Below are 22,680 nucleotides of genomic sequence, written 5' to 3' on the forward strand. Positions count from 1 at the left end.
CAGGGTCCGTACCCCGGGCCAGAACGGCTCACGCGAGCGGGGCTTCGGCTCGCTGAAGTACGAGAAGCTGTTCTTGGAGGAGATACCCGACGCCCTCGACCTGGTCCGCCATGCCGAGGACTACCGGCTCGAGTACAACACTGTCCGCCCTCACGAGGCACTCGCCTGGAACCGGCCCCACGACGTGCACACCGGCCAGGCCGACCCGCTCGTCCCCAACTTTCCCGAACCCCAATACCTGCCAGTTACTTGACGCGGGACATCAGCGCCGGTCCGGTTGGTCTCCGCGCGGGCCCTTGTCGACGATCACGTAATTCGTCTCGGGCGCTGATCTTGTGACTGGCCATCAGGTTCTGTGCAGGATCCGCTTGCGCAGAAGGTCGAAGTTGGCGCGGCCGTACCCGGCCCGCTTGATGAACTTCACTCGCGTGTTCTGTCCCTCGACCTGGCCCGAACTCCAGGGGGTGGACAGTCCGGCGATGACTGCGTCCTGGTCTCGGCGCAGGCCGTTGACCAGAGAGTGCATTGCAGGCAGAGGGTCCTGCTCGACCCGCTCCATCCACTGGGGCAGGTGGACGCCGCGTAAGTCGCGCATCATCTCGGCGAAGCCGCGGACGTGGTCGGTGACCGCGTCGAGTTCGGGGCAGCCGGCGCGGATCTCCTTGAGGGTGAGGGCGTCCTCGTCGGTGAGGTTGCCCGGGTTGGTCATGATCCACCGTACGACGCGGCGGGGCCGTGGAGCGGGCCTGGGCGCCGGCGCGGGAGCTGAGGACGTGAAGGTTCGCAGGTAGCGGCGGACGGCCTGGACGCTGCCGGTGAAACCGAGGGCCCCGATGTCGCGGTGCAGCTGGGCGGTGTCGTGGCAGCCCTCGTTCCACCGCTGGTGGAGGTAGGGCCGGTACTCATCCAGAATCGTCGACCGGTTGACCGCCTTGACCAGGAGTTCGTCGATGCTGGTCGCGCGGGCGAAGCGGCGGACGGTGGAACGGTCCAGCTGGAGCCGGTGGCAGATCGACTCCAGCGAGGCGCCTTGGCCCAGCAGATCCTGGACGAGGGTGAACCGCTCCCGGGTCCGGACCATGAGGCGACGCTCGCGACCGCAGACGTCCAGGGTCCCGACCGGTGCCGCCACCGGGCCTTCGCCATCAGTGGGCGCGTCGGCGGGTTCGGGGGCCAGCGGTTTCTCGAACACGGCCCGCACGCAGCCGAAGTGAGCACCGACCGTCTTCTCCACCGCCTCGCCGAGGTTCTTCCACAGGTGCCACGCGTCGGCGACCTGCACCGCTTGCGGAGCGCCCGTGCGGGCACCTTCCGCGTAGGAGCCGGCCCGGTCGCGGCAGATCACCTCCACCTCGAGGTGGTCACGCAGCCAGGCGGCCAGCGGTTCTGCCTCACGTCCCGGCAGTACGTCGATGGCGCGGCGTCGCTCCAGGTCGACCAGGATGGTCGCGTACGAGTCGCCCTTCCGTAGTGCGAAATCGTCGACGCCCAGCACCCGGACCTGCCCGACGGTCTCCTCGGGGAAGGCCCTGAGCAGGCGTAACAGGGTGTCCTTCGCCACCGGGACCCCCAGCGCGCCCGCGAGTCGAACTCCAGCTCGCCCGGCCAGCGCCAGCGCGATCGAGGTCAGCGTCCCGCGCATCAGCGGGGTGTAGCGGGCATGCGGGCTGGTCAACCCGGTGACCTGCTCGGCGAACGTCACGGCCGCGCAGGCGGCGTTGAGGCACCGGAACCGGCGTATCAACAGCTCGATGACCACCCGGGTGCCGCTGATCGCCGCGTCGGACAGCCGTCGCAGGTATCGCCCGTGCACCCGTCCCGATGGGCTCCGGCAGTGCGGACATGGCGCGTCAGCCGCACGGACCCGGGCATGCATCGTGATCCCGCCGGCCGACCGCTCGACCAACCCCACCACCACACCGGACAGATGAGGCAGAAGCGCCTCGAAACTCGGCGAAGTACACGCGGGACAGGATGCCAGGAGCCGCCGTCAGCGCCCCGCCTGATCACAAGATCAGCGACAGAGCCGAATTCCGTGACGCGGAAACGGTCGAAGCTGGGGAATTCCGTGACTGCTGACACGTTGCCGCTCCTCCAACCGACTCGACACACAGCAAGCTCCGAGTCCTCATTCCATCAGTGAACTAACGAACACACACCGCAACAAGGGCACCCAATGAAGCACTACTGGCGAGCCCTGCGTGTCTTTGGGCGATTTTTCTTACTTATGGGAGTATTTATCCGCCTGTATTCGGGCCCACCGTCTCCCTTGCTCTGAGGAGTTGCCCGTGTCCGCACCACCGCTCCCCGTACCGGCCGGGCGCCGGCTGACCTGGCCGTGGTTCCTGGCTGTGGTGGTCGTCTACCTGGCGATCCTCCAGGGGCTCGGCGCGCTCATCGGCGTCGACCGGGCCGACGGCGACAGCCAGTTCCCCACCACCGAATCGATCGTCCGCAACGGGGTGATCCCGATCGGCCTGTCGGTGCTGTTCGGCGCGGCGGTGGTGACCTGGCTCGGCTGGTGGAGCAGCGTCCTGCACTACCGGGTGCCGGTGCGGCGCTGGGTCCGGTTCGTGCCCATCTCGATGCTGGTGGTCGCCGTCCTCGCGGTGAACTACCCCAACCTCGCCGACCAGCCGCTCTCCCTGGTCCTGAGCCTGCTCCTGATGACCGCGCTCGTCGGCGTCGGCGAGGAGCTGATGTTCCGCGGCATCGGCGTCCAGGTCTTCAAGCGTGCCGGCCTCAGCGAGGGCAAGGTCGCCCTGTGGTCCTCCGTGGTCTTCGGCCTCGTCCACGTCAGCAACGCCTTCGGCGAAGGCGCCCAAGCCGTCTTCCAGGCCGTCATCGTCTCCACCTCCGGCTACTTCTTCTACCTCTGCCTGCGCGTCGGCGGGGTGCTCCTGCTGCCGATGCTGGTGCACGGCCTGTGGGACTTCAGCCTCATCTCCAACGGGGTCGGCGCCGACCCCAAGGTGTCCCCGGGGATGATCCTGCCGATCCTGCTCCAGGTCGTCCTGATCGTCGTCCTGATCGTCAAACGCCGCACCGTCGAACCCGCGACCAGCACCACCATCGACCACTGACCCTCCCCGACCCGCCCGCTGCCGGGCGCCCCGCTCGCGGCCCGGCGGCGGGATCCGCACCTACGGCCCGCCTCACGCGGGAGGCGCAGCCCGGCGAGACGGGCAGGAGGTGCGGCGGCTGACCCTTTCCCCGGCTGACCGGGGAGGGTCAGCGGGTGCCGGTGGCGAACCAGATGTGCGGGCAGGTGAGGAGGCGGGCCGGGGGTGGGGGGACCAGATCGCACAGGTCCAGCTGGTCGCACTGGAAGGCGCGGGTCTTCCAGCCGAAGCCGGCGAGCCAGCCGTGGGCGTCGGCGATGCCCGTCAGGTAGGGGGAGCGGCGGGCGGTGAGGAAGTCCAGGTAGTCCCGGCTCTCCGCCGCCTCGAAGAAGGAGGTGTGGGCGACGTCTAGGGCGATGGCCGACCCAGGGGCCGAGAGCTTGCTGAGGGTGCCCAGGAGCGCGTCGCACCGCTCGGGCGGCAGGTAGTAGAGCAGACCTTCCAGCAGCCAGACACTCGCTCGGTCCGGGTCCCAGCCGGCCGCCCGCAGGGCGTCCGGCCATCCAGGGGTGCACAGGTCGGCCTCCACCACGGTCTGGCGCATCGCCGGCCGCGCGCCGTGGGCGCGCAGGGCGGCGTCCCGCGCGGGGACCTGGCCGGGCAGGTCCACCTCGAAGCAGGTCACGTCCGCGGCCTCGGGCAGGTCCAGGCGGTACGCGCGGGTGTCGGACCCGGCGCCCAGGATCACCACCTGGCGCACACCCTGGGCGACCGCCCGCCGCACCACCTCATCCCCCAGCCGGCCCCGCAGGACCACCGAAGTCACCGGAGCGCCCGCCTGGCCCCCGATCTCCGCCAGGTCCCCCGGCGAACACAGCAGCGCGGCGAACGGGTCCACCAGGTACGGGTCCGCACACCGCTGCTCCGCCATCCGCAGGGCGGCGGTCCAGTTGCTCGTCGACATGACGGAGCGAGTCTCGTTGATCACAGAGAGATACGATACTGCTCGGGGCGGGCACTCCTGGCACGCGTCTGCGGTCCACCGGCCCAGTGGCCCGGTCTTCGCGCCGGAGGCCGGTGGAGTCCCGGACGATCCGCTCACGATGAGCGGCTGTCGCACCCGCCGGGCAGCCGCGGGGGTGCAGGCGCAGGACCTTGTGCCGGCGTGGAGCGGTGGCGCACCGGTGCTTCTCGGCTTCGACGCTGGCGCGGGTGACGACCAGGTTCTTGCCGGTGGTGCGGACCAGGTTGATCCGGTGGGTGTTGTGCATCAGCCCGTTGAGATGGACCGGTCCGATGCCCAGCTAGGACGCGGCCTCCTCCTGGGTCATCCACTCGCCACCGTTGGGAAGGTCGTAGCAGGAGAACGGTATCTGCGGGAGGGCGTCGGTCCAGGTCACGCGGGCAATCTCGCCGACGCCGAGCACGAGGCCGGTGCCTGGCCCGGTACAACCCGCACACCGGCCACGGTGAGGCGTCCCGGTCCTCCGGGTCGGTCAAGATCACCTGTCAATCGGTCAAGATCGCTTGTCAGAGGACACTCGCGCGGGGCCCGGCGGAGCCTGGTCGGTCAGGTGGAAGCCGGCTGTCGGGCGAGGTCGAGGGCATCGTCGATCGCCTCGCACAGCACGGGCAGGGCGAGGTCGAAGTCCCCGAGCACGGTGATCGGGCAGTCGGCGGCGACCGCGCCGATCGCGACCAGGGCGACGCGCTCGGCGGCGGTGAGGTGCTCGCGGGCGGCGGGCAGCGTCACGGTGTGCCGCAGGCGGGCGGGTCGTTGGCCGGTCATGACCATCTCGGGCCCCGGGCTGTTGCCGCACCAGCGGTACGTCGACGCCGTCCTGCGGGCCCTCGTGGAGGCCGGCTACCCGGACGGCCCGGTTCGAGGTGGGGGCCGCTGTCGTGGGTGGTGCGGGTTGCCGGGTCTGCTCAGTTGTTGATTGCATCCTTCAGGCCCTTGCCGGCCTTGAACTCGGGCACCTTGGCCGCCTTGATCTTGATCGCCTCACCGGTCTGCGGATTCCTTCCCACACGCTCCGCGCGGTCCTTCACCGCGAAGGTGCCGAACCCGACCAGGACCACGTCATCGCCCTGCTTCAACGCGCCCTGGATCGAGTCGATGACCGCGTCGAGGGCCTTTCCGGCCGTTGCCTTCGTGATGTCGGCCGATGCGGCGATCGCGTCGATGAGCTCACTCTTGTTCATGGTCTCTCCCCTGCTGGACGTCTTGACCGGCACCCGGTGGCAGCCAGTGCCACCATGATCGCAGAAGGTGACCATCCGTCCGGGAGATTCCGCCTTCGGCCGACGGACGCGCGCCGGGCCGCTGCCCGGCATCTACAACCCGCCTGGCCCCGGGCGGACGTTGTTCGGGTCCTCCGCCGCGATGGCCGAGACCGAGCGCGAGCCATGGTGGAGCAGATGGCGCCGACTGGCCGCGAGGCTGAGGCGCTGCTGAACCTGCTGCCAGGAGTGGCCGTCAGGATGGTCTCCCACGCCGGGCAGGCGGCCCTGCAACCGGGCACTGCGCTCGAGGCGGTGGGCCCGGCCGTGGCCCGGCTGGTCAACCCGGCGGCGCTGGCGAACCTGCGGGCCAGGCTCCACGGCTATCTGGGTACCGAGGCCGCGCTTGCCCGCACCGCGGACCGGATCGGCCGGCATCAACGGCTCGATCCGGCCCCACATCACATCACTGATCACCAATCGGACAGACACATCCGATCAACAGCTCAACCCACCAATAGAGACACGCTCTAGACGGCAGACCCCTTGGCGGCAGCCTTCGCAGCCCGCTTCGCGGCGACGTCCTTCTTGACCTGCTCCATGGCGGTCTCGTGCTCGGCCTGGAGCTTCAGTACCAGCCGGGTCAGCTCAGCAGGTGTCGGGTTCGCGTAGACCTCTTCCACCTTCAGTGCCTCGATGTTGAACTCCTTCGCCAGCCCATCTGTGATGTGGATGATCTGGCCGGAGTCGAGGCCGAGTTCCCCAAGCAACTTGGTGTCCGGACCCACCTGGTCGACCTCGGATTCCCCCTCCTCGGCGACGATCCTGCGCACACTCTTCAGGGCTGCTTCATAGCTCGTGTCATCTGCCATGAGCCGCAAGCTACCCAACAAGACCCCGCCCCGTCCGGACTTCAGTCGATCTTCCCCCGAACGGTCAGGGTGGGCTTTGCGGTCCGGTCCGAACCGCGGCCACGGTGCCACGGCCGCAGGGGAAGCCGGTGGGCCCGACCGCCAGGGCCGCCGCCTTCCCGGACTCGGTGCCGACCGTCCGGGCCGCCCTCACCCGGACGCTCCGAGCCCAGCAGTTCCACGCCATCGGCACCGCGCTCGGCATGAGCGTGGAGGGCTGACCCGGTGACCCCCGATCAGATGCTGCGCGTCCTCGCCGCCCTCGAAGCCGCCTGGACCGGCGACGCCTTGGCGTTGGAGAGCCTGGCCCACACCGGGCCCGGCGAGAAGCCGCTGCCCGTCGCCATCGCCGACTACGCCGACCTGGCCCTCCATAGCCTTACCGCGGCCGCCCATGGCGTCCGCGACGGCCTGCCGCCCGACGAGATCCAGGCCGCAGCCGCCCGGATGGTCGCCGATACCGGCACCCGCATGACCAAGCTCCTCGCCCAGACCCTCCAGCTGTGGGCCGCATCGCCGGCCGGACCCGCCACGGTCGACGACATGGCCCACGTCGTCATCAGTGCCATCCTCACCTTCACTCCCGACGGCGAACCCGAGCAGGTCCTGCCGATGCTGGCCCAGCTGCGCGCGGCCGCTCTGGCGAACCGCCGCTGATTTCGCTCTGGGGCCACGTCTCGGGAGGGCGGTCCGCCTGGCCTCGGCGTCCTATGCGCTGACGTGCTCCGTGTGCTGCTCGGTCAGCGGTTCGTCCAGCTCCCAGCCGGAACGTGGCCAGGCCGAAGACGGCGCCGAGGGCCACGAACGAGTGACTCGGTCCGGTCGGTGTTGCGCGCCGCCACCTCGATGTGTGTCCCGTCGCCGGGCGGCGCCCGCCCAAGGCCCGGAAGCGGACCCGGTGCGGTTGTTCGGGTGCATTACCCGAAGTGCGGTGGGGCGTTGGTCAGAACACGTAAACAGCTGCGGGTGCTCCGGCTTCGGTGAATGATCATCCGCGTTGTGTACACCAGCGTGGAGGAGAGTCCCATGGCAGATTCCGTGTCGTTCCCGGGCGTCTACGTCGAGGAGACGTTCAGCTTCGGCCTGTCCGTCCAGTCCGGGAACACCGCGGTGACGGCGTTCATCGGTGACTTCCCGGGCGTGCCCGCCGGCGGGACGCGGGTGTACAGCTGGCTGGACTTCACCGAGCTGGCCGGGGCGGACGGCAACGGGGACGCCCTCAAGGCACTGGGTCCGGTCCTCAAGAGCTACTTCCTGAACGGCGGCGGGTACTGCTACCTGGTCAGCACCGCCGGGTCCTCCCTCGCCGAGGCACTGGAAGCGCTCGACGCGCTGAGGGACGTGACGATCCTGGTCGCCCCCGGCCTGTGGGACCAGGGCGCGCAGGCCGCAGGGGAGTGGGCCCGGGCCCTCACCGGCTGGGCCGCGCGCAACCAGGCGATGGCCGTCCTGCACACCGACCGCGACCACACCGCCGACCAGGCCGGCACGGCGGTCGACGCCTGGAACCTGGACGAGACGGCGCGCGGCTACGCGGCGGTGTACGTCCCCTGGCTGTCGCAGAGCGGCGACGACGGGCCGATCGTGCCCAGCGGCGCGGTCGCCGGGGCCTGGAGCGCGGTCGACGGCGAGCGCGGTGTGTGGAAGGCCCCCGCCAACATCGTCGTGCGCGGCATCGTCGGCCCGCTCCACCAGGCCACCGACGCCGACCAAGGCGCCCACCGCAACCTCAACTTCATCCGCACCTTCACCGGCATGGGCACGCTGATCTGGGGCGCGCGGACCCTCTCCGAGACCGAGCAGTGGCGCTACATCCCCTTCCGCCGCCTCGCCAACACGGTCGAGCGCGACATCCACCAGGCGCTGCGCCCCGTGGTGTTCGAGCCCAACACCCAGCCCACCTGGGAGAGGGTGCGCGCCGCCGTCGACACCTACCTGCATGGCCTGTGGCGGCAGGGCGCCGTCCAGGGCAACACGGCGCAGGAGGCGTACTTCGTCCAGGTCGGCAAGGGCGTCACGATGACGGAGGCCGACGTCGCGGCGGGCCGCCTCATCGTCAAGGTCGGTATCGCCGCCCTGCGGCCCGCCGAGTTCAGCGTCCTGCAGTTCACCCAGGAGTTGGGCCGGGCATGACCCGCCACCACTACGGGCGCGCGCCCGCCGGACGCGCGTGACGGCGGTCCCCGGGCGGTGACGCGGCAGGCGCCCGACCGATCACGGCACGCACCGGGCCGGTGCGGGGCCATCTCGATGAAAGGCACGGATGTGAGCGAGATCGATTTCGACGGCGACACCGACACGGTGTGGGACAGCTACCTCCTCGACAGGCTCCTGGACCCCGAGGAGGACAACGACGGAGACACGGCCAGGCCTAGCGCGGCGGCCCTCTACGTCACCGACGACGACGGCACGCAGGGCCTCGCCGGGGCGATCGGCATCCGCGACGCGGACACCTACGAGGACGCCACCGAGTTCTTCGAGACCGACGTGGCCGCGCTGTTCGTCCTGCTGAAGGACGAGACGACCGGCGCCGTGGTCGAGGTCGGCGGCGCCGACTACCGCCTCCACGAGCGGGGCACCGTCGAGGACGGCACCGGCGCCGAGGTGGCGACGGCGCATCTGCGCGACGACACCTCCGGCATCGTCGTGGCCGCCCTCCCCGACCTGCTGGTCGCCGGCTACTACGAGGACGCGCGCAACAACACCCATGCCGCGACCGTCCAGGCCGTGGCCGCCTGCGTCCGCGCACTGCGCGAGGACCTGTCGCTTTAGCGGTCCGCCCGCCCCCGCACCGCATCCCACCCCGGAAACCTGGAGGAACCCATGGCGCCACCACGCGCGAAGAAGTCACACGATGTCGAGAACGCTCCGCGGCAGCCGAGGACGTCGCTGAAGAACGGGAAGCTCACCGCGTTCAACGCCTTCCTGAAGAACGAGCTGGCACGGCTCCAGAAGGAGAGCCCCGAGCTGACGCACCAGGAACGCTTCAAGATCGCCACGGCGAACTGGAAGCAGGCGAAGAACACCCCGACGCCCTGACCCCACAACCGTGGCGGGGGCAGGCCCGGTGGCCGCACTACGGCCACCGGGCCTGCGAAGGACCTGCGCGACACCCACCCTGCACAGCCGAGCACTGTCGGCAGTGAAGGTCAGGGACGCCAGGCGAACGACACCTCCACGGCCCCACGATCCGTGCCGATAGAGCTCCGGTGACACAGGACCAGCACAGCCGGTGTGCCGGACCTGCGTGGCTGTCACCGGGTACGCCAGAGCGTGGGCGAAGCCGCTGAACGCACTGGGGCGTCTGTCACCAGATGCTCGCGCTCACACCTTCGGGTGGACTTCCCGCTCGCGGTGCCGAGCAGGATCCGGGGGTGACTGCTACCGACCTGTTCCAGCCCGGCGCCACGGCGCTGCGGCGCGACGTTCACGCGGGGCGGGTGTGGACGGCGATGGCGCAGCGGGTGGTGGCCGACACCGGCCACGTCCTCACCCTGGCCTACCGGCCGGGGGTCGAGAGTCTGGCCCCGACGACCTGGATCGCCTCCACCCGCACCGGCGACCAGGGCCTGCGCGAGCGCGGCCTGGCCGACCTGGCGGCCGGCACCTGGACCCTGGACCGCTGCCGCTGGACCGGCACCACCCTGCTGTCGCACTTCCTGGCGGGGGAGTGGTTCTCCGTCCACTGCTTCCAGGACGCCGCCGGCGAGCCGCTGCGCTGGTACGTCAACTTCGAGAAGCCTTTCCTCCGCCGGCCAGGGGCCGGCATCGACACCCTGGACCTGTGCCTGGACCTGGTCGTCACCCCCGACCTGTCCGGCCACCACCGGAAGGACCGCCAGGAGTATGCGCAGCTGCGCCGCCTCGGGGTGATCGACGACTACCACCACTGCCAGGTCGAGCAGGCCCAGGGCCGGGCGCTCACCATGCTCGACAACGAGAGCGGCCCGTTCGCCGGCGGCCGGCCCACCTGGACCCTGGACCCCGGGCCCCGTCTGGCCGCTGCCCGAACTGCCCGCCGACGCCGACCACGTCGCCGACCGGGCCTTGCGGTGACAGCTGCGGTGCCATTGCCGGTTGTTCGGTGGGAGTGGCGGTGGAGTAGGGCAGGGCAACTGGTCGGATGATCACTCCTTGTCTTGAATCCGCCACGCTGAGGCACGGCCGGGGCTAGGCTGCCGACTTGATCGTCCGCGAGCAGCGGGCCGACACCCCCGGAACGAGGAGCCCCATGACCATCGGCGCCGAGACCAGCACTCTCGTCAGCCTGTCCAGCTACGGGTGCCTGAAGGCGAACGGCTACAGCGAGGCCATCATCCGCGCCTACCAGACGGTGGCCCGGGTCGACCCGAACTTCACGGCGAGCGCGCGGAACGCACAGGACGCGGGCCTGGCCGTCGACGCCCTGATCCAGGCGACCACGCAGGCCCCCGCCACCGCGGCCGCCGACGTGGCCCAGTACATCAAGGACGCACAGCTCACGGTGGGAACCACCTGGCTCTCGGTGGAGGCCGCCGGCCACTACTGGAGCGCCGACAAGAACGCCAACCGGACCGTGCTCAACAACCTGGTGACGGCCGGCAAGGCCGCCGGCCTGACGATCGGCATCTACACCTCGGCCGACAACTGGGCGCAGACCTTCGGCGCCGACTTCACCGACCACAGCGCCCTGCCCCTGCTGTACGCGCACTTCGACGGGCTGCGGGACTTCAAGGACTTCACGCCGTTCGGCGGCTGGACCAGCCCGGCCCGCAAGGCGTACAACGGCGGACTCAGCTTGTGCGGCGCCAAGGTGGAGTCCTACACCTGGCGCCCCTGACACCCCAGACCAGACCTCCGGCAAGGCGGTGATCCGTCGGGGTGCCTGGGGCCTGGAGGGGCTCGGGACCTAACCGCCGGGTCACCTTGATGCCCGCCCCCGGCGGGTGCCCGGGCACCTCGGTGGTCACCCTGGAAGGCGTCCCGGATCTTGGGGACGCTTTCGCTCCTGGCCCGAAAACCTTGGAGACCAGGCAAAAAGGGCAGGTCAAAGCATTGGTGGCGGCAACCTTGGACACCTTGATGCCCAGCCCGTGCGACCTTCCCGGGACGCTTGCACCGCGCGCCCGGCCACATCGGTAGAGTCGCGCCATGGTGGCGACGTTGCGGTTGGCGGTGGCGCAGAGCACGGTGCCGGAGGATCCGGCGGACCGGGATGCGATCCGGGCGGCGGGCGCGGAGGTCCGGACGCTGATGCGGCGGGCCGCCGCTGAGGGGGCCCGGTTGGTGCAGTTCCCGGAGGGTGCTCTGGTCTACCCCGACAAGCGGGTGGTGGCGACCGGCCCCGACGGCACCCTGGCACCGGCCGACTGGTCCGGTGCGGCGTGGGGCGTCCTACGCGAAGAGGCGGAGCGGATCGCGGCCCTGGCCGGGGAACTGCGCCTGTGGACGGTCTTCGGGTCGCTGCACCCGCTCACCCCGCCGGCCCGTCCGCACAACAGCCTGTACGTCGTCTCCGACCAGGGCGAGATCGTCACCCGGTACGACAAGAGGTTCCTGTCGCACACCGAACTGACCTACCTCTACACCCCCGGCCGCCCGGCGCCGACCGTCTTCGACGTCGACGGGGTCCGCTTCGGCCTGGCGACCTGCATCGAGGCGAACTTCCCCGACCTGTTCGCCGAGTACGAACGCCTGGACGTCGACTGCGTCCTGCTGTCCGTCATGGTCGACGACCCCGCCCGCGCCACCGTCGCCCAGGCCTACGGCACCCTCTACAGCTACTGGCTCGGCTACGCCGTGCCCGCCCAGTACGCCGCAGGCGCTCCGTCGGGGGTCGTGGCGCCGGGCGGGCGGTGGCTGAGCCGAGCCCCGGCCCGGGACCATCAGCCGGCCCTGGCGGTCGCGGACCTCGACTTCGGCTCCACCGAACCGGACATCGACATGGCCGTGCGCCTGGCCCGGCCCTGGCGCCGCCTGGCCCGCGAAGGTCTCTACGACCAGCACCGCGCCGCGGGCGACGCCAGGAGCGGCAACCGCACGGCCTTCTGACCCCTCGCCACCAGGCGGTGGTGCCCGTCCCGGCAGCCGGGACGGGCACCCGCTCGGCTGCTCTACAGCCCGGTCCAGCCGACCAGCGCCCGCCGCTCTGTGTCGAGCGGGTGCCAGATGGGGGCGGCGGGTCCGTGCTGGAGCAGGTCCTCGAGGCGGGCGGCGCCGGCCGGGACGGCGGCGAGCAGTTCGGCGGTGGCGGGGTTCTCCTCGGCGGCCAGCAGCAGGTCCTCCACCGCCGCCTTCACCGTGGCGGCCGGGGTGCCGGTCAGGACGATCAGCAGGGCCGGAGAGCCCGCCAGCGGCGCTCGCGGGCCCGGCCGGTGCCGCCCTGGCCGGGTTGCTGCCAGAGCCGGGCGCAGGCGGCCAGCTGCCGCGCGGTGTGCTCGGTGCCGCTGTCGGGGCGGTGGAGTTCGACGAAGGCGCGCAGCCGCCGCCGGCCGCTGGCGGTGGAGGCGGTGTAGGCGAGCTCGGCGGAGGGGTGGGCCTGGCCGGGTCCGCCGAGTCGACAGGGTGCTCGGGGGCGTGGACCAGGTTGAGGAGGCCGCAGCTCGTGCCGCGCTTGCGGGCGTCGGTGACGAAGGCGCAGTGGGCGCGGTCGAGGTCGAGGTCGAGGAGGTGGCCGTAGCGCAGGGCGGCCTGCTCGGGTGCGACCAGCGGGTCCGGGCGGCGGGCCGTGGACGGCGAGGAAGGTCGGCCATCTGGTTGCCGATCAGGTTGACCGTGGTCTCGATCCCGGTGAACAGCAGGATGAACGGCATCTTCTCCACCCCGGGCTGGCCTACCCCGCGCCGGATCCGTCCTGGGCCGGCGCCGCCCTCCGGGCTGGTGCCTACTTGTCGGGCCTGGCCAGCACCTCGGTGGCCTTCTCGTCATCGCCGGACTGTCGGTAGGCGTCCGCCGCCGCGAGCCGTACCACCCGCACCTCGCCCGCCGGACGTCAGGCGGCCAGCAGGGTGTCGGCGAGTTCGTTCGTGGCCTCACCGAGCCGGTGCAGGTCGTCCAACTCGCGGAAGATGGTGACGGCACGCTCACCGGCTTCCACCGCCCGCTCGTAGTCCCCCAACCTCCGTCTGGCAGTGCCGATGTTGTTCCAGGCAATGCCTCCGCCGTCTTGGTCGCCGAGGTCCTGGTAGGCGGCGAGGGCGTTTTGGTGGGCGTCGTGGGCTTCGTGTCGTTGCTTCGGCAAAACTGGTTCTGACCCACTTTCAGTGCTGGAGCCACGGAGCGTCACCGGAACCGCGATCATGAACGGTCGTGGCTGACGAACTCCTCCAAGACCTCTGGTTCCACCAGGCCGCCGGCGTCGCGGTCAACGCCCTCACCGTCCACCAGCACCGCGTCACCGTCCACGCCGCCACCACCAGCGGGCTCATGCCGCGTGGAGGACGCGTAGGCGTAGGAGGTCGAAGCCGGCGCGGCCGAACATCTGGCGCTTGAGCATCTTGATCTTGTTGTTGTGGCCCTCGACCGCGCCGGAGCTGTAGCGCAGGCTCAGGCCGGCGACCACCGCGTCGAGGTCAGTGAGGAGACCGGTGGCGAAGGCGGCCAGAGCGGGGGCCTGGTCGCTCTGGACCGCGGCGATCCACTGCTTGAGCTGGCGGCCTCGGCGGTTGCTCATCAGCTCGGCGAAGTTCCGGACGTGTTCGGCGGTGGCGGCCAGGGCCGGGACCCGGGCCAGAATCTCCTTCAGGCGCTGGGCGTCGTCGGCGTCGAGTCGGTCGGGGTGGCGGGTGATCCAGCCGGTGACGTCGCGGACGGAGGGCTTGCGTCGCGGCGGGTCCTGACGAGGGAAGGCCTCCCGGAGACGGTGGACGTACTTGCGGACGATCTGCTCCTTGCCCGGGTAGCCGCGCTGGGTGATCTCCTCGAACAGGCGGCGGGCGTTGGTGAGGCCCTGAGCGAACCGCTGGTCGATGTGCGGCTGAAGGGGTCCAGGATGCTGGCGCGTCCGGTCCACTGACCGACCAGCAGTTCGCCGGGGTCGGCGGCGCGGGCCAGGCGCCGGACGGTGTTGCGGGCAAGCCCCAGCCGGTCGGCGATGGTCCGAAGAGCGATGCCGTCGTCGATCAGGGCGTGGACGGCGGCGTGGTGCTCGCGGACGCGGTCGGCCAGGCGTCCTGTGCTGCGGGGCTGCGAGGCGACCGGGGGCAGGGCGGCTACCGCTGGCAGTTCGTCGTCGACGACGGGGGCGGGTTCGGGCAGCAGGGCCCGGTGCTGGAGCACGGTCTTCTCCACGGCCTCGGCGAGGTTGTGCCACAGGTGGTACCGGTCCGCGACGTGGATCGCGTCGGGGGCGCCGACGCGTCCGGCCTCGGCGAACGTGCCGGAGCGGTCGCGGCAGATCACCTCGACCCCCGGATGGGCTGTGTCGTCCTGGGTGATTTGAAGATCTCTCCCTTGCTGCGGTTGATCTGACCTGGTGTTCTGCAAAATCTGGGACTGAATGCTTCAGGTCTCTGAACTGGGGTTTTTTGTGCTTCTGCGGTCGGCTGTGGCTTGTGGCCTGGTGTTCTGCAGAAATCGGGATGAGCATCGGAGGCGTTGGGACGATCTATAGAGGAGGAGGGAAGCTGTCGGCTCGTGCGGGGTGCGGTGTTGGCGGAGGGTGCTGCGGGCGGGGGTGGGCCTGGCGTTTGCTGATCGGGTGAATCGAGGGCTGGCGGGGCGCGAGCCGACCAGTTCCAACGCCGTTCCTCTGCCGGTTTCACCTGACGGCTGAGCCTGATTGATCGTCAGGACAGGCCCCGGTGGGTCAGGGACTGCAGTACACGGTGAGGTCGCCAGCGGTGACATTGCGTACGTACTGCTCTGCTCCGGCGAGCAGGAGCAGTTGGTCGTGTGTGGCGCGGCCGGCTTGGAGGCCGGGTTGGACGATGATGGTGTGGAAGCGGGGGCGCAGGGTGGGTGCGGTGTCGCGGATGGCGAGCAGGTCTCTGGGGCTGCCGGTTTCGTAGGGGGAGATGCCGTCGGTGCGTGCCGTGTATTTCTGGGCGCGGTCGCGCAGGTGGTCCAGGAGGGGGATGACGTCGCCGCGTCGCCATTTGGCGCTGCGCACTGCTTGGCCGCACACCTCGTACAGGTCTTCGACGCGTAGTCCGGCGGTGGGCTTGGTGTACTTGCAGTGCACCAGGGTGACGTCGAGGTACTTGCCGTCGGTGACCTTCAGGCCGACGAGGTCGGCTGCTTCGCCGGGGCCGTCGTCGTCGATGAGGACGTCGAAGGCCGATGATGCGCGCAGGTGGGCCGACATGTGGAACTGGATGGAGTCGGGGCGGCGTTCGGGGCGCTGGGACTCCTTGGTGAGGTCCACGCCCTGCCAGGGGAGCGGCACGAACTTGTTCGTGTCGAAGGGGCGGCGGTCGTAGCGGGGGTTGAGCAGCCGGCCCTCGTCGTCGATGAGGCGGTCGCCCTCCAGGAACAGCTCGGGTCTGTTGGCGTTGAGCCACACCTGCAGCGGCACCGCCTGCGCGCCGCGGGAGCCGCTGTGCACCTGCGCGTCCGCGTCCAGCGGCCGGTAGACGAGGCGCTTGTTCTCGTAGTCGCCCTGGTAGGGGAGGCGCCAGGCGTCGCTCACGAGGGAGAAGCGGAACGGCCCGGTGGGGGAGTGGTCGTCGACCTCGAAGCCGACGTCGGCAAGCGGGTAGGAGCGGCCGTCGTAGGCGAGGGTGAGCCGGTCGCGGGAGCCGGTGTGGACCTGCCAGGGCCACTGCACCCCGAGCAGGACGTACGGGGGCCGCTCGTCGATGTCCTCGGGGATGATGAACCCGTCGAAGACCCGCTCGAGGTCGATGGTGCTGTCCAGGAGCTTGGTGCCCTGGTGGTCGCACCAGTTGGTCCAGGCCTTGAGGTTCGGGGCGGTCGTCGGGCTCCAGAACCGCCCCGAGTACGCGGCGCTGATGGAGACGCTGTCGCCGTTCTCGAAACCGGACGCGGCGATGTGGGTCTGGCTCTTGTGCTCCTGGGTGCTGTCGAAGCCCTGGGAGACGTCGCTGCCGACGTGCAGGGAGAACCGGGTGAAGTGGTTGCGGGCGTCCTTGAGCCCGACGTTGGTGGGGATGAGCCGGTCCACCCGGGCCAGTACCCGGTAGGTGCGCGCCCCGTTGATCAGTTCGCAGTCCGCGCCCAGCACCGCCTCGGCGATCTCTCTGTAGGCGCCGGACTTCTCCGAGCCGTGGATGTACAGCAGCCGGCGTGGGACGTCGAAGTACAGCACATACAGCTCGTAGACGACCTGTTCGAGCATCTGAGGCGCGCCCCAGCGAACGGTGCTGCGGTGCTCGACGACGAACCAGGCGACCGGGTTGTCCTGACCGCCGGTGGCGAGGGTGTCGTCCAGGACCCGGGCGCCTGCGCGGAACAGGCCGAGCGCTTCCTCCGGCGCCCACCGGTCGGTCGTGGCGCGGTAGGCGACGGCGCTCATCTTCGGCTCCAGGACGCTGACCGCGACGTCCTGCGGAGCGCCGGCGAACGTGGCGTCGAAGGTGCTGGTCTCCTCGGCGCCCGCCGTGGCGCTGTCGGTCAGGTCGTGCAGCAACAGGTTCCAGTCGGCGTCCTCGCGCAGCAGCCGGCGCAAGGGCGAGGCGCTGGTGCGGGGCTCCTGGGCCACGAAGACGGTGGCCTCGCCCAGGCCTTGCCGGGCCCGGGTGAAGCGGCCGATGAACTGCAGCATCGGGCTCAGGCTCCTGCGGGCCGCGTGCATGGCGGCGATCTTCAACGACGGTTCGTCGAAGCCCTCCCCGAGCATGTCGACACAGACGATGATGCGGCAGCTGCGGTCCTTCAACGCCTTCATCGCCGCGGTGCGGCGACGGGCACCTACGTTCTGGTGCACCACCGTCGGCGCGAATTCCGGGGCCAGCTCCCGGTAGATCTCACCGATCTCCTCCGCCTTCGCGATGCTCTCGGCCCGGACCATCATCAGGTGGTCGAACCCGGCTGCCCGATCGCTGCGGAGCTGGCCTATCGCGGCCTGCGCCAGCTCCCGGTCGGTGTCCCGCAGCCCCAGGACGGCGCGGTAGTTGATCCGCCCGAAGATGCCGTCGCGCTGCGCCTGCCTGAGCGGGAAGCGGAAGATGATGCGGCCCGGCAGTCGGCGCCCGTCCTCACGGAACGGGGTCGCGGTGAACAGGAGGACGGGCCGGTCGGCGAACGTGTCGATCGCGCGGGTCCAGGTGGCCGCGGGAGCGTGGTGGGCCTCGTCCACGATCAGGTGCGAGAACGAGCTCAACAACTGTTCCCGAACGGCTGGTGGACAGGTGTTGAGCACATGCGGGGTGGCGACGACGACGTTGCATGCCTGTGCGAACCGGGCCGCCTCGGCCGGGTCCTTGAAGGCGTGCTCCAGCCGGCCCACGCACGGGCGCAGCGCACCGGGCGCGACGATCTGCTCGCGTTGCAGGATACCCAGCGTCTCGAACTTGCCGGCGAGCTGGTCCCGCAGTGCTGAACTGGGCACCAGGACCAGGAGCCGCTCCACGGGGGCTGCCACCAGCACGGCCAGCATGGTCTCCGTCTTGCCCGTACCGGTCGGCATCACCACCACACCCGGATCGGGCAATCCGGAGGCCCAGTGCGCCATCACGGCGTGCAGCGCGCCGAGCTGCGGGCGGCGTAGGCTGCCCGGCTCCCCGTAGGGGCGGTAGCCGATGGAGCCGCGCAGCGACTGCCTGACCGCGTCAGGCCCCATCTGAGCCCGCTCGCCGAGCCAGGTCACCTCGCCCGACGACGATCCGGCCGGGATCACGGCTGTCAGCGCGTTCACCTCGCCCGGCGCCTCCTCTGCCGCCTGGGCGACGGGCCAGCTACCGAAGACGCCGTGCACCCGTTTTGTGCCGCCGGTGTCCTCGATGTCCAGTTCCCCTGCCGGCACCAGGAGTTGCCGGACGCTGTTCTTCTCGTACTTCGTGGGCTCGGCCCACACGGCGGTGCTCGTGTACATGCGTCGCGCCTTCCTGCGGAGGGGCCGTTCGAGGTGGGATCGCAGCTGTGGGCCGCACGGTTCACGCCTCCGGCCGTTTGAGCGGCCGGCCGGCCGTTACAGGGGCAGGCGCGTAGGCGGGCCGCAGACGCTGAAGCCATTGCCCCGGCGCTCCCCGGCATGCCGGTGGGGTGCTGTCCTGTCTCGGAGCGGTGGCCGGACGCGTCAGTGGTCGGGGTCGTCGTACCCGGTCAGGATCGAGTCGAGCAGGTCCTGGTCGATCTTCTCGGTTCCTTCCAGGATGCTGGCCTGCGCGGCTTGGCAGATGAGTTGGTCCAGGGCGTGCATGGAGCCGTCGGTGCGCTTGTGCAGGTACGCGGCGAGGCCCAGAAGGGTTTCGGGCTCGTGCTTGTACAGGCGAAGGTTGCCTTCGACCAGGCGCAGCACCTTGTGCCACTGGTCGGGTTCGGCCCTGGTGTAGGGGACGGGCCGCACCCACAGGGTCGGGATCCCGCTGTGGGGCCGCGGCCTGTCCGTGCCCGGGGCCGGGGCCTGGCTTCTGTGGTCGCCGTAGCCGGCCTGGACGATCTCCCGGGCGCCGATGCCGCAGAACAGGAAGGTGATGCGGGGCAGCCGGTCCTGAAGGCGGAGGAGGTAGTCGAACGCGGTCTGCCGCTCGCTGCTTCTGATGTACTCGACGCCGTCGATCACGACCAGCCGCGTGCGCGCGCGCTGCATGATCCGCACGATGGGATCGGTCATGTCGACCGGCCGATGGTTCATCGTCTCGGGGGAGCGTGAGTGTTCGACGCCGAGGAAGTCCGCGAACGGCAGCGACCAGTGCAGATCGTCCGCGCGGTCGTGGGGCACGTTGATGTACACCACCGGATGCCGGTCGCCGTCGGGGCCGGACAACTTCTCGACCAGGGTGTGGAATCCGAGGGCGATCAGCGCTGCCAGCAGTGACTTCCCGCTCAGGCGCGGGCCGTCGACGGCGAAGTTCGGCCCGCGCCCGTCACCGGAGGTCAGGTTCTGCAGCAGCAGTCCGCGGGCCTGCTTCAGGGCTCTGCCCACATCGTCGGTTTCCACCGGCAGCAGCCGGCCGTGATAGATCAGCCGTGGGTCCGACAGCGTCACTTTTGTGCCGAACGGAGCGCAGTCCTGCAGGTCGGGCGGGCTGTTGGTGCGCCGGGCTCGTGCCCGGAAGCCTTCCTTCGTCGTCAGGGGCCCCGGATCGAACGGGCTGCTGGTCAGCAGCTTTGCCCCGGCCGGCGCGGGTGTGGTGAGGGGCTCTGTTGTGTCGGTCACGAATCATCCTCTTCGGTGGTGCCGGACACTGCCTGGGGTGAGGGAGCGGGGTAGAGGGGAGAGGGCAGCACGGGCAGGGCGCCGAGGAACAGATCGGCCATGCCCCCCGTGGCACCGCGCTGCGCCGCCACCAGGCCGGACCCGTTCCCGGGCCCTGTCCCCGCTCTCGCGCCCGCCGACGGTTCTGCGTCCGGCCACGGCTGCTCGTCCGTGCCGGGCAAAGCCGCCGCCTCACCCACGGCCACGGACCCGCCCACGCCGGGAGAGCGCCGCGACCCGGTGCCCTGATCAGGGAAGAGAAACTGCGCGGGGCTCTCCAGCGAACGGGCCGGCACGACCGTGGCAGGGTCGGGAACGCTGATGCCGACGTACCGGTCCGGATCCGGCGAGCGCACCGCCGGCCGCGGCCCGCTGAAGGGCCGGCCCGGCCGGCGCCACCGCCGCCTGGCCGCGCCCGACCGCCGCCCCGGCAAAAGGGCGGGCATCTCCTCGCGGGGACCCTGGCGCGCGCGTTCCCGCAACTGCGAGACGGCCAAGGCGATGTCACGTTCCCGCTGCTGATGTTCCTCCGGACCGCCGGCCTCCCGGTAGTCCCGCTCCGCGGTCTGCCACAGGTACTGGGACCACTCGCCGTCGATCAGGTCCTGGTGAATGAACTCGGCCTCCACCCAGGGGTCTTCACCACGCTGCTCCTTGCGCTGGTCGAACAGCCACACGTGGCGCGGCGCGTAGGGGTCGAAGCGGATCGGCCACTTCTTGCCCTGGCCACGCACCCCGGAGGGCTGCTTGTTGTACTCCTGAAGGGCAGCGCTGTTGTAGGTGCGGTTGCCGACCCGCACGCCCTTGTCGCCGACCTGCCGCCATTCGCAGAGCAGCAGCTTGCGCAGCTGCGACTGCGACAGGGGCAGCGGCGCGTACCCCTCACAGGCCACGAGGGCGGCGTACATCTGGTTGGGGGTGAGTACGAGGGCGGGCAGGTTCGGGCTGCGCAGGCCCTCGTGGCGGTGCTGCTGCCAGTGCAGCGCGATCCATTCGTTGAGCAGGTCCTGCAGCTCGTTGAGCCGCCACATCGGAGCGTCGGTGACGTACTTGCCGCGCCGGGCCAGGTCCCGGGCCGTGTAGGCGGCCACGTACTGGCAGAACAGCTTCTTGAGGGCCGAGAACGTCGCCTCCACGATCGCCTTGTCGTCAGCGGTGTTGTCCCGCGCGGACCGGACCGAGATCCCCAGCGAGGTGCACACGTCCGTGAAGTGCTCGCTCTGGTAGATCTTTCCCTGGTCGACGACGACCATCTTCGGGCGGATCACCGGGCGCGCCGCGGCGCCGGCCGTTCGCGGATCGCAGGCGACCTGGTCCGCGTAGGGCAGGTCCGACAGCTGAGCTGTGCTGAGCGGTGACCATCCGGGCCGGCCCGGCATGGGCGCGAGCGCCTGCGCGAGCATGAGGGTGGCGTCGAACGAGGTGGTCGCCCGTCCGCCCAGCCGCTTGCCCTTGTAGCCGCGGCCCGGGGCCCGGGGCACGATCAGCGCGCCGATGATGCTGCGGCTGGCCACGTCCACGGCCGCGGTCAGCTCGACCTGGACCGGGTAGCCGTCGTCACCGATCGCAAGCACGTCCAGGCCGGTCGAGTCGATCTGCACCATCTCGCCGAGCATCAGTGCCCGCGTGGGCGTCCACGGCGGCTCCGGCGAACTCGCCGCCTCCCTGCGACGGCGCACGGGGCCCCGCAGGGAGCTCGTGCGCGTGCCCAGACTGTCCAGCAGCCGGTAGAACCCGGTGCGGGAGATCCTCAGGTTCTCCTGCGGATACGTCGCGCGCAGCTGCGCCTGGAGCCGCTCGTAGAGGCGGTTGCCCCAGCCGGAGGACTCCTCGGTGCCGGCGTTGAGTTCCTGCAGCAGCAGGGCGACCACCCGCTCGTCGGTGTTCCCGTAGAGCTTTCCGGCGGCGATCCTCACCAGAGCCGTCACGCCCTGGGCCGAGTACTCCTTCAGGCGCCGGTCCAAGGTCGCCACCGACACCTTGCGCCAGCCCAGCGCCCTGAGCTCGCGCTCCTTGCCGGCCAGCCTCCGGCTGCGCGAGACCACGGCCGGGTCGTACTCGGGCCGGGGCCGGGTTCCGGGCGCGCAGCCAGGGGGGAGCCCTTCCTCGGCCTCGCGCAGGTGCCGCTCCCACGCGCGGACGTCCTTGAGTTCGGCCTCGGTCAGCAGGGACATGATGCTGACGTCCGGGATCCGGGCACCGGGCCGCTGCTGGCCGTCGCCGTCCACAACCGCGAAGTCGGCGGCGCCGATGACGGCCGACAGCAGCGCGACCGCGTCCTCGCCGCCCTCGCCGGTGGCGCTCAGGTGGACCCGGGCGCCCTGCAACGCGGACACCAGATAGGCGGCGCCGTGCCAGCGAACGGTGACCCCTGGCTCCAGCCCGGCGTGCCGTCCGTCTTCCTTACGGTTCTGCGTGCTGCCCGCGGCCTGGCATGCGCAGTCGCGAGCTGCGGGCTTCACACGGCCTCCCGGCCCGCCGCGCAGGCCCAGGCCGGCGAGGTCGGGATCAGAGCCCGGTCCTGGTCGAAGGACAGGTCACCGGTCCACAACAGGTGCCAGGCATGGGCGATCGCCGTACCCGCAAGCCCGGCGGCGGCGACCCCCGCGGCAATCGGTCGCGGCACCGTGAACGCCTGGAGCAGCGCCTCGCGGGCTTTTGCGTCGTGGAACTCGGGGAACCGGTGCCCGGCGAGAACCTTCAGCCACGCCCGGCGGACCCCCGTCGGCACGTCCACCGGGGCGACGGTCCACCCGGCGGCATCCGCGGCACACGCGATCGCGTCCGCTTCCCGCGCATGCCCTCCGTCATCGCGGGCAGGGTGCACGATCACCAACCTCTCGCCGCTTGTGGTCCGCGCGAAGAAGGCCGGCTCCACCACCCCGTGCAAGGAACCGTCCTGCCAGTGGATCTGGGTGGCGGTCGCGGAGAACCACTCCACCGAGGAGTCGAAATCCAGCAGGGTCGCCGCGTACATCAGCCGTTCGCTGCCGCAGACCACCATGCCTTTGGTGGTGGCCGCCCAGTAGCGGGTCAGGATCGACCGCCTCCCGTGATGGGCATGAGGCTCGCGCAGCGGTTCGCACCGCTCCAACGGCACTGCGCGCATCTCTCCCGGAGCGGCCTCGTACTCCCGGCCGTCCGGACCCCGATAACGTACCTTCACCTGCACGCGATGCCCTTCCCG

General features: G+C 70.6%; 24 protein-coding genes. 12 read left to right on the plus strand and 12 right to left on the minus strand.

Features of this window, described 5'->3' with window-relative positions:
* Nucleotides 1-253 (plus strand): integrase core domain-containing protein (locus PUR56_RS00845; protein WP_329947422.1); only part of this gene is annotated, 253 nt, incomplete at its 5' end.
* Between the two features lie 93 nt (nt 254-346).
* On the opposite strand, the gene PUR56_RS00850 is transcribed toward PUR56_RS00845, so the two are convergent.
* Entirely contained in the window at nt 347-1,876 is a 1,530-nt protein-coding gene (locus PUR56_RS00850; protein ID WP_329947442.1) for an ISL3 family transposase, read from the minus strand.
* 412 nt (nt 1,877-2,288) lie between these two features.
* Between PUR56_RS00850 and PUR56_RS00855 the strand changes: the two genes are divergently transcribed.
* A complete protein-coding gene (locus PUR56_RS00855) occupies nt 2,289-3,083 on the plus strand; it encodes a CPBP family intramembrane glutamic endopeptidase (protein ID WP_329947423.1) in 795 nt (264 codons plus the stop codon).
* Between the two features lie 148 nt (nt 3,084-3,231).
* Here the strand turns inward: PUR56_RS00855 and PUR56_RS00860 are convergent, their stop codons facing one another.
* The 3 genes from PUR56_RS00860 to PUR56_RS00870 all read right to left on the minus strand — a co-directional run bounded on the left by PUR56_RS00860 (nt 3,232) and on the right by PUR56_RS00870 (nt 5,267).
* Nucleotides 3,232-4,050 carry a class I SAM-dependent methyltransferase gene (locus PUR56_RS00860; RefSeq protein WP_329874591.1) on the minus strand — a complete coding sequence of 273 codons (819 nt, stop codon included), beginning with the start codon at nt 4,048-4,050 and terminating at the stop codon, nt 3,232-3,234.
* Between the two features lie 582 nt (nt 4,051-4,632).
* Complete coding sequence (locus PUR56_RS00865; RefSeq protein ID WP_329874593.1) at nt 4,633-4,851, minus strand: hypothetical protein; 219 nt, start codon at nt 4,849-4,851, stop codon at nt 4,633-4,635.
* Between the two features lie 140 nt (nt 4,852-4,991).
* The gene (locus PUR56_RS00870; RefSeq protein WP_329874594.1) at nt 4,992-5,267 is read right to left on the minus strand and encodes an HU family DNA-binding protein; all 276 of its coding nucleotides are present in this window, start codon (nt 5,265-5,267) and stop codon (nt 4,992-4,994) included.
* A 204-nt stretch (nt 5,268-5,471) separates the two neighbouring features.
* Between PUR56_RS00870 and PUR56_RS00875 the strand changes: the two genes are divergently transcribed.
* Complete coding sequence (locus PUR56_RS00875; protein WP_329947443.1) at nt 5,472-5,819, plus strand: hypothetical protein; 348 nt, start codon at nt 5,472-5,474, stop codon at nt 5,817-5,819.
* Here PUR56_RS00875 and PUR56_RS00880 read toward each other — a convergent pair.
* Nucleotides 5,816-6,157: an acyl carrier protein gene (locus tag PUR56_RS00880; protein ID WP_329947424.1), complete on the minus strand. Its 342-nt coding sequence runs from the start codon at nt 6,155-6,157 to the stop codon at nt 5,816-5,818. The two genes, PUR56_RS00875 and PUR56_RS00880, sit on opposite strands and share 4 nt — an antisense overlap.
* Before the next feature lie 128 nt (nt 6,158-6,285).
* Here PUR56_RS00880 and PUR56_RS00885 point away from each other — a divergent pair, with 128 nt between their 5' ends.
* The 8 genes from PUR56_RS00885 (at nt 6,286) to PUR56_RS00920 (ending at nt 12,226) form a co-directional block, all read left to right on the plus strand.
* The gene (locus tag PUR56_RS00885; RefSeq protein ID WP_329874598.1) at nt 6,286-6,417 is read left to right on the plus strand and encodes a hypothetical protein; all 132 of its coding nucleotides are present in this window, start codon (nt 6,286-6,288) and stop codon (nt 6,415-6,417) included.
* Nucleotides 6,418-6,421: 4 nt separating this feature from the next.
* A complete protein-coding gene (locus PUR56_RS00890) occupies nt 6,422-6,853 on the plus strand; it encodes a hypothetical protein (RefSeq protein ID WP_329947425.1) in 432 nt (143 codons plus the stop codon).
* 369 nt (nt 6,854-7,222) lie between these two features.
* Nucleotides 7,223-8,329 carry a phage tail sheath family protein gene (locus PUR56_RS00895; protein WP_329947426.1) on the plus strand — a complete coding sequence of 369 codons (1,107 nt, stop codon included), beginning with the start codon at nt 7,223-7,225 and terminating at the stop codon, nt 8,327-8,329.
* Nucleotides 8,330-8,461: 132 nt separating this feature from the next.
* Nucleotides 8,462-8,968, plus strand: a complete 507-nt coding sequence (locus PUR56_RS00900) for a hypothetical protein (RefSeq protein WP_329874604.1) — start codon at nt 8,462-8,464, stop codon at nt 8,966-8,968.
* Nucleotides 8,969-9,019: 51 nt separating this feature from the next.
* A complete protein-coding gene (locus PUR56_RS00905; RefSeq protein ID WP_329874606.1) occupies nt 9,020-9,235 on the plus strand; it encodes a hypothetical protein in 216 nt (71 codons plus the stop codon).
* A 335-nt stretch (nt 9,236-9,570) separates the two neighbouring features.
* Nucleotides 9,571-10,323 carry a DUF402 domain-containing protein gene (locus tag PUR56_RS00910; RefSeq protein WP_329947427.1) on the plus strand — a complete coding sequence of 251 codons (753 nt, stop codon included), beginning with the start codon at nt 9,571-9,573 and terminating at the stop codon, nt 10,321-10,323.
* A 104-nt stretch (nt 10,324-10,427) separates the two neighbouring features.
* Nucleotides 10,428-11,015 (plus strand): GH25 family lysozyme, encoded by a 588-nt coding sequence (locus tag PUR56_RS00915; protein ID WP_329874610.1) that lies wholly within the window; start codon nt 10,428-10,430, stop codon nt 11,013-11,015.
* Between the two features lie 311 nt (nt 11,016-11,326).
* Complete coding sequence (locus PUR56_RS00920) at nt 11,327-12,226, plus strand: carbon-nitrogen hydrolase family protein (protein ID WP_329947428.1); 900 nt, start codon at nt 11,327-11,329, stop codon at nt 12,224-12,226.
* Nucleotides 12,227-12,288: 62 nt separating this feature from the next.
* On the opposite strand, the gene PUR56_RS00925 is transcribed toward PUR56_RS00920, so the two are convergent.
* From PUR56_RS00925 to PUR56_RS00935, 3 genes are all read right to left on the minus strand, one after another.
* Entirely contained in the window at nt 12,289-12,462 is a 174-nt protein-coding gene (locus PUR56_RS00925; protein ID WP_329947429.1) for a hypothetical protein, read from the minus strand.
* Nucleotides 12,463-13,166: 704 nt separating this feature from the next.
* A complete protein-coding gene (locus tag PUR56_RS00930; protein WP_329947430.1) occupies nt 13,167-13,415 on the minus strand; it encodes a tetratricopeptide repeat protein in 249 nt (82 codons plus the stop codon).
* A 183-nt stretch (nt 13,416-13,598) separates the two neighbouring features.
* Nucleotides 13,599-14,186, minus strand: coding sequence for a transposase (locus tag PUR56_RS00935; protein ID WP_329947431.1), 588 nt, complete (start codon nt 14,184-14,186; stop codon nt 13,599-13,601).
* A 116-nt stretch (nt 14,187-14,302) separates the two neighbouring features.
* Here PUR56_RS00935 and PUR56_RS00940 point away from each other — a divergent pair, with 116 nt between their 5' ends.
* Nucleotides 14,303-14,644 (plus strand): hypothetical protein, encoded by a 342-nt coding sequence (locus PUR56_RS00940; protein ID WP_329947432.1) that lies wholly within the window; start codon nt 14,303-14,305, stop codon nt 14,642-14,644.
* A gap of 337 nt (nt 14,645-14,981) precedes the next feature.
* Here the strand turns inward: PUR56_RS00940 and PUR56_RS00945 are convergent, their stop codons facing one another.
* The 4 genes from PUR56_RS00945 to PUR56_RS00960 form a co-directional block, all read right to left on the minus strand.
* The gene (locus PUR56_RS00945; protein WP_329947433.1) at nt 14,982-18,167 is read right to left on the minus strand and encodes a DEAD/DEAH box helicase; all 3,186 of its coding nucleotides are present in this window, start codon (nt 18,165-18,167) and stop codon (nt 14,982-14,984) included.
* Nucleotides 18,168-18,371: 204 nt separating this feature from the next.
* Nucleotides 18,372-19,454 carry a hypothetical protein gene (locus tag PUR56_RS00950; protein ID WP_329947434.1) on the minus strand — a complete coding sequence of 361 codons (1,083 nt, stop codon included), beginning with the start codon at nt 19,452-19,454 and terminating at the stop codon, nt 18,372-18,374.
* On the minus strand, nt 19,451-21,829 hold the full coding sequence (locus PUR56_RS00955; RefSeq protein WP_329947435.1) for a Mu transposase C-terminal domain-containing protein: 2,379 nt from the start codon (nt 21,827-21,829) through the stop codon (nt 19,451-19,453). The genes PUR56_RS00950 and PUR56_RS00955 overlap by 4 nt, the downstream gene beginning before the upstream one ends.
* Nucleotides 21,830-21,951: 122 nt before the next feature.
* Entirely contained in the window at nt 21,952-22,665 is a 714-nt protein-coding gene (locus PUR56_RS00960; RefSeq protein WP_329947436.1) for a hypothetical protein, read from the minus strand.
* Nucleotides 22,666-22,680 lie beyond the last annotated feature (15 nt).

The sequence above is a fragment of the Streptomyces sp. BE303 genome (assembly GCF_036290945.1).
GTDB lineage: Bacteria > Actinomycetota > Actinomycetes > Streptomycetales > Streptomycetaceae > Kitasatospora.